Source organism: Corynebacterium sp. (genome assembly GCF_030532325.1).
Taxonomy (GTDB): Bacteria; Actinomycetota; Actinomycetes; order Mycobacteriales; family Mycobacteriaceae; genus Corynebacterium.
The window spans coordinates 31,686-49,216 of sequence record NZ_JAUNLS010000010.1 but is presented as its reverse complement, the minus strand read 5'-3'; the positions used below and the strand labels follow the sequence as shown (position 1 = coordinate 49,216).

Genomic DNA, 17,531 nt, shown 5'->3' with positions numbered 1-17,531 from the left:
TGCGCTTTGGCTTTCTGAAGGTGTCACTCATGGCATACCCGGCGAACTCCTACGGCGAGTACAACTCATCCCAGCCGCCGCAGAGTGTGCCCTCGGTGCTGGGTGGGGGAGGGAACTGGCATCACCCTGCCGGTGATGCTCCCCGCCGCATAGGTCTCGTGTGTGGTGTGTTAGTCTAATCGGGCAATTGTTGGAAAATACGGGTGCTTCCAGTGGCGTTGCCGCTGGGTGCTGAGATGCTGCGATGCTGCAGCGAACCGTCGAACCTGAACCGGGTAATACCGGCGTGAGGGAAAATATGTCTACTACACCTCGTCGCGGCTGGCGCGTCGTCGATATCATTGTTGCTTCCATCCTGGGCGTTGCCTGTGGCTTCCTCTTCCTGATCTGGAACACCGTGGGATACGCGTGGTTCAACGCCATGGATGCCTTGACCCCGGGCCTGGGCGGCCTGGCCACCGGAATCTGGCTCATGGCCGGCGTGATGGGCGGCCTGGTCATCCGCAAGCCGGGCGCGGCCATCTTCGTAGAAACCCTGGCGGCGTGCATTTCGGCCGCACTGGGCAGCCAGTGGGGTCCGGAGACCATCTACTCCGGTCTGGCCCAGGGCCTGGGCGTGGAAATCGTCTTGCTCATCTTTGCCTACAAGCGCTTCGATCTCACCGTGGCCGCCCTGTCCGGCGCGGGAGCTGGCCTGGGCGCTTACATCTTGGAGCTCTTCCTGAGCGCCAACATCAGCAAGAGCTTGCAGTTCAACGTGATCTACCTGGTCTGCCTGCTGATCTCCGGCGCAATCCTGGCCGGCGCGCTGTCCTATTACCTGGTCAAGGCGTTGGCCAAGGCGGGTGCTTTGGATCGCTTCGCCGTGGGGCGTGAACAACACGTCTAATGGTGGGAATTGAGGTAGATGCGCAGAACTTTGGCTGGTCGCAGGCTGGCCGGGAGGGTTTTGCGCTTCGCGGGGTTGACCTGCATGTGGAGCCAGGGGAGCGGATTCTGCTCTGCGGCGATTCTGGCTCCGGCAAATCCACGCTGCTCGCCGCGCTAGCCGGCGTGCTCGGCGGGCAGGATGAGGGCACCCAAGAAGGCCGCATCCTGCTGCGCAGCGAGCACTACGGCCAGCAGGAACCAGGCCACGAGATCCCGGTGGGGCTGGTTCTGCAGGATCCGGATTCGCAGGTCATTGCCAACCGCGTCGGCGACGACGTGGCCTTCGGCTGCGAGAACCTCGGCGTGGAGCGCCAGGAGATCTGGCGCCGCGTGGACAAGGCCCTCGACATGGTGGGGCTCCACCTCCCCGTGGATCATCCCACCTCGCGGCTGTCCGGCGGGCAAAAGCAGCGCCTGGCACTCGCGGGGGTACTGGCCATGGGAGCGGGCCTCATCCTGCTCGATGAACCCACGGCGAACCTCGACCCCGAGGGCGCAGCCGAGGTCATCGAAGCAGTGCACGCCGCGGTGGAGGCCACCGGCGCCACGCTTATCGTGGTCGAGCACAAGTACGCCAACTGGGAGCGTTTCATTCCCCGCGCCGTGGTGCTGAAGAAGGGGCGCGTTGTCGAGGACGGCGACTTCGCCACGGTGACGGCCAAGCGGAGGGTGCGCCCGTTGGCGTCGGCAAGCAAGCCCGCACCGGGCACCCCAGCGGCGCTGTGGACCACGGGCCTAGTGACCCGCTTCGGCCCGCCGCGCACGCTCGAGCTACCGGAGGGGCACTGCACCGTGATCACCGGAGCCAACGGCACCGGCAAGACTACGCTCCTGGAAACCATCGCCGGGCTCCTGCCCGCCCACGGCGGGAAGATCGGCATGAGCGAGGCCGTGCGCAATGGCGCCACAGGCAGCCCGGAGCAGTGGAGCTCCAAGCAGCTCGCGCACCGCATCGGCTACGTCTTCCAAAACCCCGAGCACCAGTTCGTCGCGCGCAGCGTGATGGAGGAGATGCGGGTCGGGCCCAAGGTCATGGGGGAGGAGATCCCCCAGGCGCGCATCGACGAGCTACTGGAACGCCTACATCTGGCGCGGCTGGCCCACGCCAACCCCTTCACGCTTTCCGGCGGGGAGAAGCGGCGGCTTTCCGTGGCCACCGCGCTGGTCTCCGCACCGAAGGTGGTGCTGCTTGATGAGCCCACCTTTGGCCAGGATCCGCATACCTTTGCCGAGCTCGTGGTGATGCTGCGCGAGCTCACCGAGGCCGGCACCACGCTCGCCGCCGTCACCCACGACGAGCTGTTCATCGAGGCCCTCGGTGACCACCGCGTTCACCTGGAGGCCGGCCATGAATAGTGCGCGCATCGATTCTCTCAACCCTGTCACTCGGCTGGCGCTTATCATCATCCTCACCACCCCGCTACTGCTCAGCGTGGATTGGGTCAGCGCCAGTGTCTCTCTTGCTCTTACTCTTGTTCTCTCACCCTTCTGCGGCATCGGCTGGCTGCGCCTGGCCAAGCTGGCCTGGCCGCTGTTCATTGCCGCGCCGCTCTCAGGCATCTCGATGCTGCTCTACGGCGCGCCCAGAGGCGAGATCTACGCCGAGTTGTGGCTGATCACCATCAGTGAGAACTCCGTCGAGCTCGCCGTTGCCATCACGCTGCGTGTGCTCGCCGTGGCCCTACCGGTCATCGTGCTGGCGCGCGGGATGAACCCCACCGAGCTTGGCGACGCCCTCTCCCAAGTCTGGCACCTGCCCGAGCGCTTTGTCATCGGCGCGGTGGCAGGTGTACGCCTGGTCAGCTGCTTTCGCGATGACTGGCAGGCCATGGGCCGCGCGCGCCGTGCCCGCGGGCTGACCACCTCGAACCGCCTGCAGCGCGTGGCCAGCATGTCCTTTGGCTTGTTGGTCTTGGCCTTGCGGCGCGGCGGCAAGCTCGCCACTGCGATGGAGGCCCGCGGATTTGGCCGCACGCCCCCGGGCGGTGGGCGCCGCACCTGGGCGCGCGAGTCCCGCCTGCGCGCCCGCGATTGGTGGGCGTTGGGCCTTACCGTCCTCATCGCGGCTGTGCCGGTGGTAACTTCGGTATCTATTGGGGCATGGAGGTTCTTCGGCCTTTAGCGAGGAACCCCGCCCGGCCCCGAGCCCTATCTCCCGCACAGGAATGAAGAGGAATGCCTGCTGACTACGACACAGAGTTAGCCCACCTACTCGATCAGATCTGCGATCTCGCCGCCAGCCGCAAGCGGCCCTTCAAGCCGGTGACCGTGCTTATCGACGGCCCCTCGGGCGCCGGTAAGACCTGGAGTGCTGTCTCCTTGGCGGAGCGGACCCAGTGGCGCGTGGTGCACCTCGCCGAGTTCTATCCCGGCTGGTACGGGCTGGAAAAGGGCTCGCTCATGGTGGCTGATCAGGTGCTGCGCGCCAGCAACCCGGGCTATTGGCGCTGGGACTGGGAGGCCAACGCCCCCGGCGAGTGGGCCAGCCTGGACGTGCGCGATGACCTCATCGTCGAGGGGGTGGGCACGGTGACGGAGGCCAACATTGCCGCCGCCAAGGAGCGCGGCTCCGTGGTCACGGTGCGGATCTCCGGGCCCCGCGAGAAGCGCCGCGAGCGCGCGGTGACCCGGGATCCCGGCTACGACGAGTGGTTTGAGACCTGGGAGCGCCAGGAGCAGGAGTACTTCGATACCCTCGCGGTGCCCGCCGAGCTCTCCTGGGAGTGGAGCTAAAGCGGGGATTTGGATCTCTGGCTGCTGTTTTGCTAGGTTTTGGAGCAGTTCACTATGCGCTGCTCGTCTGGTGCTCTAACGCTTTGACGCATTGACGCTTTGACGTTGTGGCGCCTAGTGAAGAGTCTGATCACATTTAAGGTTGCCACCTGAAGATGCGTTCTGGACACGCGGAAGCGCCCCGGAAAAGAGCGCCCATTTTTGCGTGTGTAGATGCTTCTTCGCTGGCGCCCATCAACAGAAAGACTGATTAATGCCAACTATTCAGCAGCTGGTCCGCAAGGGCCGCCACGATAAGCGCACGAAGGTTGCTACCGCCGCGCTGAAGGGCTCCCCGCAGCGTCGTGGCGTGTGCACCCGTGTGTACACCACTACTCCGAAGAAGCCGAACTCCGCTCTGCGTAAGGTTGCCCGTGTGCGCCTGACCTCCGGCATCGAGGTTTCCGCTTACATCCCGGGCGAGGGCCACAACCTGCAGGAGCACTCCATGGTGCTCGTCCGCGGTGGTCGTGTGAAGGACCTCCCGGGTGTTCGTTACAAGATCGTCCGTGGTGCTCTGGATACCCAGGGTGTGAAGGATCGTAAGCAGGCTCGTTCCCGCTACGGCGCAAAGAAGGGACAGTAATCAACAATGCGTAAGAATGCTGCACCGAAGCGTCCTGTAGTCAAGGACCCGGTTTACAACTCCGAGCAGGTCACCATGCTCGTCAACAAGGTGCTCAAGGACGGCAAGAAGTCCACCGCTGAGCGCATCGTCTACGGCGCTCTGGAGAAGTGCCGTGAGAAGACCGGTACCGATCCGGTCGGCACCCTCGAGAAGGCTCTGGGCAACATTCGCCCGGACCTCGAGGTTCGTTCCCGCCGCGTGGGTGGCGCTACCTACCAGGTTCCGGTTGAGGTTCGCCCTGACCGCGCCAACACCCTGGCTCTGCGTTGGCTGGTGACCTTCACCCGTCAGCGTCGCGAGAACACCATGATCGAGCGTCTCGCCAACGAGATCCTGGACGCATCCAACGGCCTGGGTGCTTCCGTGAAGCGTCGCGAGGATACCCACAAGATGGCTGAGGCCAACCGTGCCTTCGCCCACTACCGCTGGTAATTCCTTCGCTAGCTTGTGCCTATGGTCCGAACAACGACTTTCCGTCTGTGTACGCCGCGTCCGCGCGTTTCGCGCGCGGCGCGTGCCAAATCAAACTGAATCATCGTTGTCGGGCCATTTTTTCTTGGCAGGCATACCGCGTGGCGGTGCATTAAACTGTATCGTCGGGTTACTGGTGGCCCAGGCTGCCTGAGAAGCCCAGACGTGGCAAAATAGTAAAAGACCTATCCATACAGACGTCATTGTGAAGCGCTGGTTGCGTACTGGCGCGGCGTCGACGACAAATAAGTTGGGGTACAACCGTGGCACAACAAGTGCTCAAGGATCTGCACAAGGTCCGCAACATTGGCATCATGGCCCACATCGATGCTGGTAAGACCACCACTACCGAGCGTATTCTCTTCTACACCGGTATCAACCGTAAGGTAGGCGAGACCCACGACGGTGCGTCTACCACCGACTGGATGGAGCAGGAGAAGGAGCGCGGTATCACCATTACCTCCGCTGCTGTTACCTGTTTCTGGAAGAACAACCAGATCAACATCATCGATACCCCGGGTCACGTGGACTTCACCGTTGAGGTCGAGCGCTCCCTGCGCGTTCTCGACGGCGCTGTTGCCGTGTTCGACGGCAAGGAGGGCGTCGAGCCGCAGTCCGAGCAGGTGTGGCGTCAGGCTGCTAAGTACGACGTCCCGCGTATCTGCTTCGTCAACAAGATGGACAAGCTGGGCGCTGACTTCTACTACACCGTTGGCACCATCGTTGACCGCCTCGGCGCTAAGCCGTTGGTTATGCAGCTGCCGATTGGCGCCGAGGATGACTTCGACGGCGTCATCGACCTGCTCGAGATGAAGGCTCTGACCTGGCGCGGCAAGGTGGAGATTGGTACCGAGCCGACCATCGAGGAGATCCCGGCCGACCTGCAGGAGAAGGCCGAGGAGTACCGCGAGAAGCTGCTCGAGACCGTCGCTGAATCCGACGAAGAGCTCATGGAGAAGTACTTCGGTGGCGAAGAGCTCACCATGGAGGAAATCAAGGGCGCTATCCGCAAGCTCACCGTGAACTCCGAGATCTACCCGGTGTACTGTGGCACCGCTTACCGCAACAAGGGCATCCAGCCGCTGCTCGACGCCGTCGTTGACTTCCTGCCGAACCCGCTGGACATCGGCGAGGTCGTCGGCCACGCCGTGGGCAACGAGGAGGAGCAGCTCACCCGTAAGCCTTCCGTGGAGTCCCCGTTCTCCGCACTGGCCTTCAAGATTGCTGCTCACCCGTTCTTCGGCCAGCTGACCTTCGTCCGCGTGTACTCCGGCCAGGTCACCCCGGGTACCGAGGTGATGAACTCCACCAAGGGCAAGAAGGAGCGCATCGGTAAGCTCTTCCAGATGCACGCCAACAAGGAGAACCCGGTGGAGCAGGCAGATGCCGGCAACATCTACGCCGTCATTGGCCTGAAGGAAACCACCACCGGTGACACCCTGTGTGACAAGGATGACCAGATCATCCTCGAGTCCATGGACTTCCCGGATCCGGTTATCAAGGTCTCCATCGAGCCGAAGACCAAGGCTGACCAGGAGAAGCTGGGTACCGCTATCCAGAAGCTGGCCGCCGAGGACCCGACCTTCACCGTCGAGCTCGATGAGGAAACCGGCCAGACCGTCATCGGCGGCATGGGCGAGCTCCACCTCGACGTCCTGGTTGACCGCATGAAGCGCGAGTTCAAGGTTGAGGCGAACATCGGTAACCCGCAGGTTGCTTACCGCGAGACCATCCGCAAGAACGTCTCCTCCCTCGAGTACACCCACAAGAAGCAGACCGGTGGCTCCGGCCAGTTCGCAAAGGTCATCGTCAGCTTCGAGCCGTACAACCCGGACCCGGAGACCCTGGAAGAGGGCGAGTCCGCAACCTACAAGTTCGAGAACTCCGTCACCGGTGGCCGCGTGCCGAAGGAGTACATCCCGTCTGTCGACGCCGGTATCCAGGACGCCATGCAGTACGGCTACCTGGCTGGCTTCCCGATGGTCAACATCAAGGCCACCCTGGAAGACGGCGCCTACCACGACGTCGACTCCTCCGAGATGGCCTTCAAGCTGGCCGGCTCCCAGGTCTTCAAGGAGGCCATGGCTAAGGCTAAGCCGGTTCTGCTCGAGCCGATCATGGCCGTCGAGGTTGTCACCCCCGAGGAGTACATGGGCACCGTCAACGGTGACATCAGCTCCCGTCGTGGCCAGGTCTACGCCATGGAGGATCGCTCCGGCGCCAAGGTTGTGCGCGCTAAGGTTCCGCTGTCCGAGATGTTCGGCTACATCGGTGACCTGCGTTCTTCCACCGCTGGCCGCGCAAACTTCTCCATGGTCTTCGATTCCTACGCTGAGGTTCCGTCCTCCGTGGCTCAGGAGATCATCGAGGAGCGCACCGGCGCCAAGGCCTAAGCACGGTCTTATCCCTCCGCACCGTGCCTGCGTGTGAAGGCCGGTAGCCCAGCCAGTGGCTACCGCGCCGCGCAGGTGCACCGGGAGGAACTGGTGGGGTAGGGGTCCGCTGAACTTGCACCCGATGTGGTGTTGGTTGAGCTGGCCGTTACCCTCCAGGATCCGTTGAAAGATTCTTGTCGAGGGTCAGCGTCCGCCATGTATGTGCGGGGGTTACCTCCTATTGAGGCGGTTTGAAAAAACCGCGGCATAAATCTAGGATCGAGTAACTGGCACGTAAAGAAAGCGTCATTAGCGCTGTTGGGTGAACGCCCGAAGTGCCAATGGCAATACAAACCACGTGGCTGTGAGATTCGCAGCCGCCATAGAGTCCAGGAGGACAAACAGTGGCAAAGGAGAAGTTCGAGCGTACGAAGCCGCATGTGAACATCGGCACCATCGGACACGTCGACCACGGCAAGACCACCACCACCGCAGCCATCACCAAGGTTCTGGCTGACAAGTACCCGGAAGAGAACACCGCTTTCGCTTTCGATTCCATCGATAAGGCTCCTGAGGAGAAGGAGCGCGGTATTACCATCAACATCTCCCACGTTGAGTACTCCACCCCGAAGCGCCACTACGCACACGTTGACGCTCCGGGCCACGCCGACTACATCAAGAACATGATTACCGGCGCTGCTCAGATGGATGGCGCTATCCTGGTTGTCGCTGCAACCGATGGCCCGATGCCGCAGACCCGTGAGCACGTCCTCCTGGCTCGCCAGGTTGGCGTTCCCTACATCCTGGTCGCTCTGAACAAGTGCGACATGGTTGATGACGAGGAAATCATCGAGCTCGTTGAGATGGAGATCCGCGAGCTGCTCGCCGAGCAGGACTACGACGAGGAAGCTCCGATCGTTCACATCTCCGCTCTGAAGGCCCTCGAGGGCGAGGAGAAGTGGGTTCAGTCCATCCTGGACCTCATGCAGGCTTGCGACGACTCCATCCCGGACCCGGTCCGTGAGCTGGACAAGCCGTTCCTGATGCCGATTGAGGACATCTTCACCATTACCGGCCGTGGCACCGTTGTTACCGGCCGTGTTGAGCGTGGCTCCCTGAACGTCAACGAGGACGTCGAGATCATCGGTATCAAGGACAAGTCCATGTCCACCACCGTTACCGGTATCGAGATGTTCCGCAAGATGATGGACTACACCGAGGCTGGCGACAACTGCGGTCTGCTTCTGCGTGGTACCAAGCGTGAAGAGGTTGAGCGCGGCCAGGTCGTTATCAAGCCGGGCGCTTACACCCCGCACACCAAGTTCGAGGGTTCCGTCTACGTCCTGAAGAAGGAAGAGGGCGGCCGCCACACCCCGTTCATGGACAACTACCGTCCGCAGTTCTACTTCCGCACCACCGACGTCACCGGCGTCATCAAGCTGCCGGAGGGCACCGAGATGGTTATGCCTGGCGACAACGTTGAGATGACCGTCGAGCTCATCCAGCCGGTCGCTATGGACGAGGGCCTGCGCTTCGCTATTCGCGAGGGCTCCCGCACCGTCGGCGCCGGCCGCGTCACCAAGATCCTGGGCTAATTCCTGGTTCACCTGCACGGCTGGCAGTGCACACTGCTAGCTGAGTAGAGCTTGCAAAGCCACGTTTCTCATTGGAGGGACGTGGCTTTTTGCATGCTCGGAACTCCCGCGCACTAGGCTTGGAAGTCATGACTGATCCGAGGCGCCAAGAGCGCACGTTGGCGGCGCTGCGCAACGCGTGGGAGGGCCAGCCCGACGTCTCACTGAGCACCTTCTTTGCCATGCTCGCCGCAGAAGGCTACGGGTGGGGTGTGGAGGATGAGGAGCTCATTGCCAAGCTTGAGGAGATGGCGGCGGTGCGCCCGCCGCTGCTGCCCCTGGACTCCGAGACTCGGCGGGCCGCAGAAGGACTGTGGTTGGCGGTGACGGAGTCTCACCGCGTGACGCTGAGCGCTACGCAGGTGGTGGTGCGCCCGCTGCGTGTGGCCGGACAGCCCACGGCGTGGGCCTATTCCTCGCTGCGACCGGTGGGCCCGAACCGCCCGCTCGTGGTGTGTGACGCCGAGGGCTTCGAGCATCGCTTTGGCGTGGTGAGCTCGGTGACGCGGCTTGGCGAGGACGCCCGCCCGCTCACCGGCCTCAACCGGCGCAGCGTGGGGGAGAGGGCCTGGTTCATCCGCACTGAGGAAGAGACGATCTTCCTCGATCATGGACTGCGCGTTTACACCAAGCGCAACCGGCAGCTGGAGCGCGAGGAGTTTGCTTGGCAGCGCATCGTCACCGGGGAGGTGGGCCGCCCACTCGAGGTTCAGCTGGCACGCGGCACCCGCGCCCAGTGGGGCAGCGTGCAGGAGATCCTGCTGGCGGAGGCGCCGCCCTGGCAGGGTCCGGCCGTTAGGCCTTGAGCGTTTGAACCTTGGTGTAGTGAAGCTTGTACACGGTGTCGAGGTCGGCGTCGGGGAAGGCGGCGCGGAAGCTGTGCTCGTTGGACTCGATGCGCTCCACGATCTCCTGCATCGGAGTGTCAGGATTAGCGGTGAGCACGTACTGCAGCGTGGGGCGAGCGCGGTCGTAGGCTACGAGCGTCTTGACCTTGTCCACGCCGTCGAGCTGCTCGAGGGTCTGCGCGATGGCGCCGGCGATAGCAGCCATGTCCGTGCTGATGGTGCCTTCCTTGTTGGAGGCGGCGGATTCCACGGTGCTAAAGCGGTTGTGCTTCAGGTTGGAGATGATGAGCCACAGGCCGCTGACCGCGATGAGCAGCGTGGCCCCCGCCAGCGCGTAGGCCCACCAGCCGGCCTGCGGCACGCGGCCCCAGGCGTCGTGGTTGATCCACTTGGCGGCGGACTCGGCAAAGGGGACATCGAAGTAGGCCAGGATGGGCCATAATCCGCCTGCGATGAGCAGCAGGCCCAGAACGGCCAGCAGGGTGCGGTCAAGGCCAGCTAGGGTCTTAGACATTCTCGCCCACCTCCGGGGTCTTTTCCAGCTCGATGGTGAGCTGCGGTTGGGCCTCGACGCGCGCTAGCGCCTGCTCGAGGGCGGTGCTCACGCGCCCCTTCAGCTCCGAATCGGCCACATCGCCGGTGACCGTCACGGTGAGCCGGGGCTTCTTGGCCTTCATGAGCGCTCGGCTCCGGGCCGCCACGACGCCCGGAACGCGGCGGGTGGTGGCCGAGGAGAGGCGGGCGATGTCCACCGCGCGGGTCCAGATGGAGGCGGTATCGGAGCTCACACGCACGTGGGTGTTCTTGCGGGGTGCCAGTGCGGCCCACAGCAGGATGAGCCCGAGGAGCACCACTGCACCGGCGACGTAGAGCATCCACGTTTCCAGCTCGCCACGGGCCATGAGATCGATGAGCGGCTGGAGCCAGGGGGTTCCTCCCTCGTTGGCGGCCACCACCCAGGCCTCGTGCCCAGTCACCGCGGCCAGGGCGAGGAAGGCCACGCCCAGGACTACCGTCCAGCCGCGCGCGGGAGGTGAGGCCTTCGGGCGCTGCCCAAATCCCACGGGGAGATTCTCGGAACTCATGGCTGCCTCCTGTCAAAGTACGGGGTGATGGTGATGGCACGCAGGGGCTGCGGTTGGGGTGCGTAGACCGGGTACGACTGATCCGCGGAGGGCCGCACCACAATGGGCGCCAGTGGCGGCTGCGTCGGGGTGGGCTGCGGGTGGCGCACCGCCACTGGGGCGGGTGTGGTGACGCCGCGCAAGCGGAGCGGCTCTGGTGCGTCGACGTGGCGCACGGCGGCCGGGCGCGGTGCCTCGACGCTGCGGACCTGGACCTCGCCAGGGGACTGCACGCCCTGCACCGACGCCGGCCGGGGCGCCTCAATGCTGCGCACTGGGCCGTGGGAATCGACGGCGATGGCGTGCAGCGAGGAGGGCGTGGCCACCTGCGGGGGGCGAGCGGCGCGGCTGGAGTGTGCAGCGAGCTGCTCCGCGGTGGTGGGCTCGCCTGGCACCGCACCGCCAACGGTAACGTTGACGCGCGTGGTGCTAAAGCCGGTGTGGTTGGCCACGGCCTCGCGGATGCTCGTGCGCACCGCCACGGCGACGTCGGTCACCGGGGCGGGCCAGGTCACGGCGATGGTGGCGTCGACAGCCACCATGCGGGTGTCCGGATCCATCTGCACGAGCAAGCGCGGGAAGGCCCGCCCGGCCAGGCCGGCCAGCTTGGCGTCGATCTGAGCGGTGCCGGGAACCTCCGCGATGGCGGCGCTGACCACGCGCTCCATGCTGCGCAGAGAAAGGCGGGTCTCGCCGACGGCGGGCTGCGGGGCGGTGCTCGAGGGTGTCTGGGTCATCTGCGTGCTATCCCCGGCCCTGGTCCTTGCCCACCACGCCGTTCCACACGGCGGTGAGGTCAATGCGGCCGTCGAAGTGGGCGCCGAGCACGCCGCCGATGGCGGCGAGCAGAACGGCGAGCACCGTGGGCCACAGACCAAGGTGAATGAAAAATGCTAAAACCAAACCGGCGATGACGCCCAGGGTGGTGTAGTTCTTCATGATTGTCCTTCTGTAGGGGTGCGTTGCGCGGAGCTGGAGGTGGCGTCGGCAAGCGTGACGTCGATAATGCGCACGGCGGGCCATGCCGTGGCGACGGCCCCGCGCACCGACTCCGCGAGCTCATAGAGGGGGATGTCGGCGTCCACGTCGACCACGATGTGGACGCTCAGGTGGGAATCGTCGCGCACGTTCGGCCGCGAGATGCCCGCCACCCGCTCGCCCGGATAGAGCGCGGCGACCTCACCGAAGCGCCCGCCGTAGAGCGAGGCCACGCCGGGCAGGGCGCTAACGGCCTCAACAATCGCGTGGGCGTCTGCCACACTCAGCTCGATGCGATCCCGGGGTTCGCTACGCTCCTGGGCTTGGCCGTACCGCGTGGGGGTCGTGGAGGTGTTGTTCGCCACTTAAGCCTGGCCCTGGGTAACCGCCGGGGTGGTGTTGGACTCGGAGGAGGACTCCTCGCGCGGGAGCTTGACATCGTGCACGACGACATCCACGCGGTCCACGTCCAGGCCGGTCATGCGCTCGACCGCGTTCATGATGTTGCGGCGGATGGCCTCTGCCAGCTCGTGGATGGCCACGCCGTACTCGGCGATGATGGCGATCTCCACGGAGGCCACGCCGTTGGCCACGGTCACGGTGACGCCCTGGCGCACGTCCTCGGAGGCGCCGAAGGACTCGCGGATGGAGCCCATCATGCGGGCGCCGCCGCCACCCAGAGCGGCAACACCGGAGACCTCGCGGGCGGCGATTCCGGCGATCTTGGACACGACGACGTCGTCAATCGTGGTGGTGCCGTGTTCTGTCTCTAGGCGGTTGTTGTGCACCGGGGCCTGGGCAGTGGAGTCCTCAGCGTTGGCGGGGGAGTTCTGGGTGGTGTTCTGGGTAGCAGGGGTGGAGTTGTTCTCAGCCATGTACGTGCCTTTCCTCTTAGACTCTGGTGTTCCCAGCTTGTTTCCACAGGAACACATCACCACGGGATTAACGCGCTCACTCACGCTTATGGGGTGAATGTGAGCGAGGGCGCGAAACGTGGCCAAAACGTGATCTTGGGCACGGTTGGGAAAGAAGTTTGGAAAATACGCCGCGACGTGCTTAAATACAGAGGTTGCTTTAACACAGTGACGTAGCGAGCCACGGATGTGGAGACGGCGTTATTGCTGGTAAAGCGAACATGACACCTTCGCTGTCGCATCCTTTCAGGGTGAGGCGAGAAGGTCATCTGATCGGGCTAGGTCCGCGACTTGAGCAGTGACATCCCGAGATGATGAACCGGAGAAGGGGCATGGCAAATAAACAGCGGCAGTATACGAAAAAGACAGTGGTGACACCTGTGACCGCCCCGTCTTCTTTCGACTTGATATGACTACGGGCCTTGTACCCCGTCATGAGTGCTGCACTTGTGCATTTGCCAGGTTGCGCTCTTGGTTGTCATGACAGTCAGACCACTGGCGTTGTGCTAGGCCCCAAGCCCGGACAACGTTATAGAGAAATCGAGAAGCAATTTCCCACCGCTTCACGCCCCGGATAGGCCGGGAATGTGAAAGTGGGGAAGCGAGGAAGAGGATAAGCGTGGCGGGACAGAAGATCCGCATTCGGCTGAAGGCCTACGACCACGAGGCCATCGACGCTTCTGCTAAGAAGATCGTCGAGACCGTGACCCGTACGGGTGCTCGTGTTGTCGGCCCGGTGCCGCTCCCAACCGAGAAGAACGTATACGCCGTTATTCGTTCTCCCCACAAGTACAAGGACTCTCGCGAGCACTTCGAGATGCGCACTCACAAGCGCCTCATCGACATTCTCGACCCGACCCCGAAGACCGTTGACGCTCTGATGCGCATCGACCTTCCGGCAAGCGTCGACGTGAATATCCAGTAAGCGATCGACACAACGTATTTGGTGGAGAACTAACAATGAGTGAAAACGAGATCAAGGGCATTCTGGGCACCAAGCTCGGCATGACCCAGGTCTTCGACGAGGAGAACCGCGTTGTGCCGGTGACCGTCGTCGAGGCTGGGCCGTGCGTGGTTACCCAGATCCGTACCGCAGAAACCGATGGCTACAACGCCATCCAGATCGCCTTCGGCGAGATCGACCCGCGCAAGGCCAACAAGCCGGCCGCTGGTCACTTCAAGAAGGCTGGCGTGACCCCGCGTCGCCACGTTGCAGAGATCCGCATGGATGACACCTCTGCATACGAGGTCGGCCAGGAGGTCAAGGTGGACATCTTCGAGGGCGTGACCTTCGTTGACGTCACCGGCACCTCCAAGGGCCACGGATACGCTGGCGCCATGAAGCGCCACAACTTCCGTGGACAGGGCGCTGCCCACGGTAACCAGGCTGCACACCGCCGCGTTGGTGGCATTGGTGGCGCATCCTTCCCGGGCCGCGTCTTCAAGGGTAAGCGCATGGCTGGCCGCATGGGCCAGGACCGCGTGACCACCCAGAACCTGAAGATTCAGAAGATCGATGCCGAGTCCAACCTGCTGCTCATCAAGGGTGCTATCCCGGGTGCGCGCGGTGGCCTCGTCACCGTTAAGACCGCAGTGAAGGGCGGTGCACACGCATGAGCAACCTCAAGCTAGACGTCCAGACCGCTGACGGCAAGACCAATGGTTCCGTCGAGCTGCCGGCCGAGATTTTTGACACCGAGGCATCCATCGCTTTGATGCACCAGGTTGTCAACGCTCAGCTTGCTGCAGCACGTCAGGGCACCCACAAGGCCAAGACCCGCGGCGAGGTCCGCGGCGGTGGTCGCAAGCCGTTCCGTCAGAAGGGCACTGGCCGCGCACGCCAGGGCTCCATCCGCGCTCCGCACTACACCGGCGGCGGCATTTCTCACGGCCCGGTTCCGCGCGACTACGCTCAGCGCACCCCCAAGAAGATGATCAAGGCTGCTCTCTTCGGTGCGCTGTCTGACCGCGCTCGCAACGAGCGCATCCACGTTATCGAAGAGCTCGTCCCGGGCCAGACCCCGTCCACCAAGGCGGCTAAGGCTTTCATCGAGCGCCTGACCGAGCGCAAGAACGTGCTTCTGGTTATCGGCCGCGAGGACATTAACGCTCGCCGCAGCGCCAACAACCTGCCCAACGTTCAGATCCTGGACGCTGGCCAGCTGAACACCTACGACGTCCTGTACTCGGACGACGTCGTGTTCTCCGTGGAGGCTCTGCACACCTTCGTCGCTCGTGCCCAGGGCGCGAACGAGGAAGCTAAGGAGGAGAAGTAATGGCTAAGGTCGTAGACCCGCGCGATGTCATCATCGCTCCCGTCGTGTCCGAGAAGTCTTATGGCCTGATGGAGCAGAACGTCTACACGTTCTACGTCTCCACGGACTCCAACAAGACCCAGATTAAAGATGCCGTCGAGCAGATCTTCGGCGTGAAGGTCGACTCCGTGAACACCGTGAACCGTGCAGGCAAGCGCAAGCGCACCCGCACCGGCTTCGGTCAGCGTAAGTCCACCAAGCGCGCCTACGTGACGCTTCGTGAAGGCAGCGACTCCATCGACGTCTTTGGCGGCGGCGCTTAATCGCCACCGAAGAGTTGAAAGGATAAGGAAGAATTATGGCTATTCGTAAGTACAAGCCGACAACTCCGGGTCGCCGCGCATCCTCCGTTTCTATGTTTGAGGAGATCACCCGATCTACTCCGGAGAAGTCCCTGCTGCGCCCGCTGAGCAAGACCGGTGGTCGTAACAACTACGGCCGCATCACCACCCGCCACATCGGCGGTGGCCACAAGCGCCGTTACCGTCTCATCGACTTCCGCCGTACCGACAAGGACGGCATCCCCGCAAAGGTCGCTCACATTGAGTACGACCCGAACCGTACCGCCAACATCGCCCTGCTGCACTACGCAGACGGCGAGAAGCGCTACATCATCGCCCCCAAGGGCCTGAAGCAGGGCATGGTCGTCGAGTCCGGTGCTAACGCAGATATCAAGGTGGGCAACAACCTGCCGCTGCGCAACATCCCGACCGGTACCACCATCCACGCTGTGGAGCTCAAGCCGGGCGCTGGCGCTAAGCTGGCCCGCTCCGCTGGTGCCTCCATCCAGCTGCTGGGTAAGGAAGGCAAGTACGCAGTCCTGCGTATGCCCTCCACCGAAATCCGCCGCGTCGACATCCGTTGCCGCGCCACCGTGGGTGAGGTTGGCAACGCCGACCAGATGAACATCCGCTGGGGCAAGGCCGGCCGTATGCGCTGGAAGGGCGTCCGCCCGACTGTCCGCGGTGTCGTCATGAACCCGGTCGACCACCCGCACGGTGGTGGTGAGGGTAAGACCTCTGGTGGCCGTCACCCGGTGTCCCCGTGGGGCCACAAGGAGGGTCGCACCCGCAACCCGAACCGTTACTCGAACAACATGATCGTGCGCCGTCGTCGCCCGAACAAGAAGCGCTAAGAGGAGGTAAACAATGCCACGCAGCCTGAAGAAGGGCCCGTTCGTCGATGAGCACCTCCTCAACAAGGTAGATGCTCAGAACGAGGCCGGCACCAAGCAGGTCATCAAGACCTGGTCTCGCCGTTCGACCATTCTCCCGGACTTTATCGGTCACACTTTCGCCGTCCACGACGGCCGCAAGCACGTGCCGGTGTTCGTGGAGGATTCCATGGTTGGCCACAAGCTCGGTGAGTTCGCACCAACCAAGACCTTTAAGGGTCACGTCAAGGACGATAAGAAGGGACGTCGATAAGCGATGAGTGACACCATCACCTCCGCATCCGCAACGGCCCGCTACGTCCGCGTTACCCCGATGAAGGCACGTCGCGTCATCGACCTGGTTCGCGGCAAGTCCGTTGCTGAAGCTCTTGCAATCCTGAAGTACGCTCCGCAGGGCGCTGCTAAGCCGGTCGCTAAGGTCGTTGCTTCCGCAGCCGCCAACGCCGAGAACAACTTCGGTCTCGACCCGCGCACCCTGGTCATCTCCGAGGCATACGCCAACGAGGGTCCGACCATGCGCCGCTTCCAGCCGCGCGCACAGGGCCGAGCATTCATGATTCGTAAGCGCACCAGCCACATCACCGTGGTTGTCGAGAGCCAGAAGGAAGGGGCCAAGTAATGGGCCAGAAGATCCATCCTCACGGCCTACGTTTGGGCATCACTTCCGACTGGAAGACCCACTGGTTCGCCGATAAGGACTACGCGAACTACGTAGCCGAAGACATCAAGATTCGTCAGTACCTGGAGAACGGCCTCGAGCGCGCCGGCATTGCCGACGTCGTCATCGAGCGCACCCGCGACCGCGTCCGCGTGGACATTCACACCGCCCGCCCGGGCATCGTGATTGGCCGCCGCGGTGCTGAGGCTGACCGCATCCGCCGCGAGCTGGAGAAGCTCACCGGCAAGATGGTCGCCCTCAACATTCTCGAGGTCAAGCAGATCGACGCCAACGCAACCCTGGTTGCACAGTCGGTCGCTGAGCAGCTCGTTAACCGTGTTGCTTTCCGCCGCGCGATGCGCAAGGCCATCCAGTCCGCTATGCGTCAGCCGCAGGTCAAGGGTATTAAGATCCTCCTGTCCGGCCGTCTCGGCGGCGCTGAGATGTCCCGCACCGAGCGCTACCACGAGGGTCGCGTGCCGCTGCACACCCTTCGTGCTGAGATCGACTACGGCACCGCAGAGGCCCACACCACCTTCGGCCGCATCGGCATCAAGGTGTGGATCTACAAGGGTGACGTTGTCGGTGGCGTCCGCGAGTCCGAACTGAACGCTCCGGCGCAGGGCCGTGGCCGTGGCGACCGTGGTGGTCGTCCGCGCCGTGGTGGCCAGCGTCGTCAGCGCGCACAGCAGAAGCAGGAGGGCTAATCC

Annotated in this window: 23 protein-coding genes and 1 riboswitch; of the genes, 17 read left to right on the top strand and 6 right to left on the bottom strand. The window is 63.4% G+C overall.

Translation table 11 applies throughout. The annotated features are described in order from the left end of the window. Positions 1 to 189: 189 nt before the first annotated feature. Positions 190 to 311: riboswitch (TPP riboswitch) on the top strand. The 9 genes from Q4E25_RS06980 to Q4E25_RS06940 all read left to right on the top strand — a co-directional run bounded on the left by Q4E25_RS06980 (position 299) and on the right by Q4E25_RS06940 (position 9,616). Further along, a complete protein-coding gene (locus Q4E25_RS06980) occupies positions 299 to 889 on the top strand; it encodes an ECF transporter S component (protein WP_303155757.1) in 591 nt (196 codons plus the stop codon). It overlaps the preceding riboswitch by 13 nt. After that, the gene (locus Q4E25_RS06975) at positions 889 to 2,286 is read left to right on the top strand and encodes an ABC transporter ATP-binding protein (RefSeq protein ID WP_303155754.1); all 1,398 of its coding nucleotides are present in this window, start codon (positions 889 to 891) and stop codon (positions 2,284 to 2,286) included. Before Q4E25_RS06980 ends, Q4E25_RS06975 begins: the two co-directional genes overlap by 1 nt. After that, on the top strand, positions 2,279 to 3,052 hold the full coding sequence (locus Q4E25_RS06970; RefSeq protein ID WP_303155751.1) for an energy-coupling factor transporter transmembrane protein EcfT: 774 nt from the start codon (positions 2,279 to 2,281) through the stop codon (positions 3,050 to 3,052). The genes Q4E25_RS06975 and Q4E25_RS06970 overlap by 8 nt, the downstream gene beginning before the upstream one ends. Before the next feature lie 53 nt (positions 3,053 to 3,105). Further along, positions 3,106 to 3,663 carry a hypothetical protein gene (locus Q4E25_RS06965; protein WP_303155748.1) on the top strand — a complete coding sequence of 186 codons (558 nt, stop codon included), beginning with the start codon at positions 3,106 to 3,108 and terminating at the stop codon, positions 3,661 to 3,663. Positions 3,664 to 3,916: 253 nt separating this feature from the next. Further along, positions 3,917 to 4,288, top strand: coding sequence for a 30S ribosomal protein S12 (gene rpsL / locus Q4E25_RS06960; RefSeq protein WP_303155745.1), 372 nt, complete (start codon positions 3,917 to 3,919; stop codon positions 4,286 to 4,288). Between the two features lie 6 nt (positions 4,289 to 4,294). After that, the gene (gene rpsG, locus Q4E25_RS06955; RefSeq protein ID WP_303155743.1) at positions 4,295 to 4,762 is read left to right on the top strand and encodes a 30S ribosomal protein S7; all 468 of its coding nucleotides are present in this window, start codon (positions 4,295 to 4,297) and stop codon (positions 4,760 to 4,762) included. Positions 4,763 to 5,064: 302 nt separating this feature from the next. Then, on the top strand, positions 5,065 to 7,194 hold the full coding sequence (gene fusA / locus Q4E25_RS06950) for an elongation factor G (RefSeq protein WP_303155741.1): 2,130 nt from the start codon (positions 5,065 to 5,067) through the stop codon (positions 7,192 to 7,194). Between the two features lie 386 nt (positions 7,195 to 7,580). Further along, entirely contained in the window at positions 7,581 to 8,771 is a 1,191-nt protein-coding gene (gene tuf / locus Q4E25_RS06945; RefSeq protein WP_303155739.1) for an elongation factor Tu, read from the top strand. Positions 8,772 to 8,899: 128 nt separating this feature from the next. Next, entirely contained in the window at positions 8,900 to 9,616 is a 717-nt protein-coding gene (locus Q4E25_RS06940; RefSeq protein ID WP_303155737.1) for a hypothetical protein, read from the top strand. Here Q4E25_RS06940 and Q4E25_RS06935 read toward each other — a convergent pair. The 6 genes from Q4E25_RS06935 to Q4E25_RS06910 are packed head-to-tail and all read right to left on the bottom strand — an operon-like array spanning position 9,606 to position 12,635. Continuing rightward, a complete protein-coding gene (locus Q4E25_RS06935) occupies positions 9,606 to 10,172 on the bottom strand; it encodes an alkaline shock response membrane anchor protein AmaP (protein ID WP_303155736.1) in 567 nt (188 codons plus the stop codon). The two genes, Q4E25_RS06940 and Q4E25_RS06935, sit on opposite strands and share 11 nt — an antisense overlap. After that, positions 10,165 to 10,743: a DUF6286 domain-containing protein gene (locus Q4E25_RS06930; RefSeq protein ID WP_303155734.1), complete on the bottom strand. Its 579-nt coding sequence runs from the start codon at positions 10,741 to 10,743 to the stop codon at positions 10,165 to 10,167. The genes Q4E25_RS06935 and Q4E25_RS06930 overlap by 8 nt, the downstream gene beginning before the upstream one ends. After that, complete coding sequence (locus tag Q4E25_RS06925) at positions 10,740 to 11,519, bottom strand: Asp23/Gls24 family envelope stress response protein (RefSeq protein WP_303155732.1); 780 nt, start codon at positions 11,517 to 11,519, stop codon at positions 10,740 to 10,742. Before Q4E25_RS06925 ends, Q4E25_RS06930 begins: the two co-directional genes overlap by 4 nt. A 7-nt stretch (positions 11,520 to 11,526) precedes the next feature. Continuing rightward, positions 11,527 to 11,721, bottom strand: coding sequence for a DUF2273 domain-containing protein (locus tag Q4E25_RS06920; RefSeq protein WP_303155730.1), 195 nt, complete (start codon positions 11,719 to 11,721; stop codon positions 11,527 to 11,529). Beyond that, positions 11,718 to 12,125 carry a hypothetical protein gene (locus tag Q4E25_RS06915; protein WP_303155728.1) on the bottom strand — a complete coding sequence of 136 codons (408 nt, stop codon included), beginning with the start codon at positions 12,123 to 12,125 and terminating at the stop codon, positions 11,718 to 11,720. The genes Q4E25_RS06920 and Q4E25_RS06915 overlap by 4 nt, the downstream gene beginning before the upstream one ends. Beyond that, positions 12,126 to 12,635: an Asp23/Gls24 family envelope stress response protein gene (locus Q4E25_RS06910; protein WP_303155727.1), complete on the bottom strand. Its 510-nt coding sequence runs from the start codon at positions 12,633 to 12,635 to the stop codon at positions 12,126 to 12,128. A 658-nt stretch (positions 12,636 to 13,293) separates the two neighbouring features. On the opposite strand from Q4E25_RS06910, the gene rpsJ reads away from it, so the two are divergent. From rpsJ to rpsC, 8 genes are read left to right on the top strand one after another with little or no spacing between them, the layout of a single operon-like run. Continuing rightward, positions 13,294 to 13,599, top strand: a complete 306-nt coding sequence (gene rpsJ / locus Q4E25_RS06905; protein WP_003848085.1) for a 30S ribosomal protein S10 — start codon at positions 13,294 to 13,296, stop codon at positions 13,597 to 13,599. 35 nt (positions 13,600 to 13,634) lie between these two features. Then, complete coding sequence (gene rplC / locus Q4E25_RS06900) at positions 13,635 to 14,291, top strand: 50S ribosomal protein L3 (protein WP_303155590.1); 657 nt, start codon at positions 13,635 to 13,637, stop codon at positions 14,289 to 14,291. Then, positions 14,288 to 14,950, top strand: coding sequence for a 50S ribosomal protein L4 (rplD, locus tag Q4E25_RS06895; protein ID WP_303155587.1), 663 nt, complete (start codon positions 14,288 to 14,290; stop codon positions 14,948 to 14,950). The genes rplC and rplD overlap by 4 nt, the downstream gene beginning before the upstream one ends. Beyond that, positions 14,950 to 15,252 (top strand): 50S ribosomal protein L23, encoded by a 303-nt coding sequence (rplW, locus tag Q4E25_RS06890; protein WP_303155584.1) that lies wholly within the window; start codon positions 14,950 to 14,952, stop codon positions 15,250 to 15,252. Before rplD ends, rplW begins: the two co-directional genes overlap by 1 nt. Before the next feature lie 35 nt (positions 15,253 to 15,287). Further along, positions 15,288 to 16,124 carry a 50S ribosomal protein L2 gene (rplB, locus tag Q4E25_RS06885; RefSeq protein WP_303155583.1) on the top strand — a complete coding sequence of 279 codons (837 nt, stop codon included), beginning with the start codon at positions 15,288 to 15,290 and terminating at the stop codon, positions 16,122 to 16,124. A 13-nt stretch (positions 16,125 to 16,137) separates the two neighbouring features. Then, entirely contained in the window at positions 16,138 to 16,416 is a 279-nt protein-coding gene (gene rpsS / locus Q4E25_RS06880; protein ID WP_010189646.1) for a 30S ribosomal protein S19, read from the top strand. A 3-nt stretch (positions 16,417 to 16,419) separates the two neighbouring features. Beyond that, the gene (gene rplV / locus Q4E25_RS06875) at positions 16,420 to 16,782 is read left to right on the top strand and encodes a 50S ribosomal protein L22 (protein ID WP_042529297.1); all 363 of its coding nucleotides are present in this window, start codon (positions 16,420 to 16,422) and stop codon (positions 16,780 to 16,782) included. Next, the gene (gene rpsC / locus Q4E25_RS06870; protein WP_303155580.1) at positions 16,782 to 17,528 is read left to right on the top strand and encodes a 30S ribosomal protein S3; all 747 of its coding nucleotides are present in this window, start codon (positions 16,782 to 16,784) and stop codon (positions 17,526 to 17,528) included. The genes rplV and rpsC overlap by 1 nt, the downstream gene beginning before the upstream one ends. Positions 17,529 to 17,531 lie beyond the last annotated feature (3 nt).